At 50.7% G+C, this 602-nt stretch carries 1 protein-coding gene; it reads left to right on the plus strand.

Features of this window, described 5'->3' with window-relative positions:
* Nucleotides 1-192: 192 nt before the first annotated feature.
* On the plus strand, nt 193-602 hold a 410-nt coding region (locus FK268_RS23435), incomplete at its 3' end, for a glycosyltransferase family 2 protein (RefSeq protein ID WP_368732155.1).

Raw genomic sequence — 602 nt, forward strand, 5'->3', positions numbered from 1 at the left:
CAGACACCAGATCAATAGTCAGCTCTCGCTATGACTGGGATCGAGTCGCTCTTGAGACAATGTCCATATACGGCTCGGCTATACACTGTTCGAAGGGCGGATTGCTCCATCATGTGTAGTGAGCCGATCGCTCTGTCCGTAGTTGTCCCTGTCTACAACAACCCGACGCTTCTCAGGGTCTGTTTGGAGAGCATGAACTTGCGTTCGACTAGGAACGTAGAGGTAATCGTCGTTGACGATGGGTCGACTGACATGACCCCGGAAGTCTGTGATTCACTTGCGTCGGACAATGAGCAGGTGTCGACCGTTCATCAACCCAACGGTGGGCTTTCTTCAGCTCGAAATGCAGGTTTGCGTTGCGCAGTGGGTGAGTGGGTATGGTTCGTCGACTCTGACGATGTTGTTTCCCCGGATTCGCTGTCTGCGTTGACTTCAATGTCCAAGAGCTGTTCAAATGATCTAATTGCATTTGATGTAAAAGCCTTCTCAGAAGGGTCGGAGATTGACTGGCAATCAAGCGCTCGATGGGATGAAGACGTGAGTCGTCGAAGTTCTGAAGCGTTTATTGACAGCATACTTCGGGGTGAGAGACAACACTATGT

Source organism: Tsukamurella sputi (genome assembly GCF_007858445.1).
GTDB lineage: Bacteria > Actinomycetota > Actinomycetes > Mycobacteriales > Mycobacteriaceae > Tsukamurella > Tsukamurella sputi.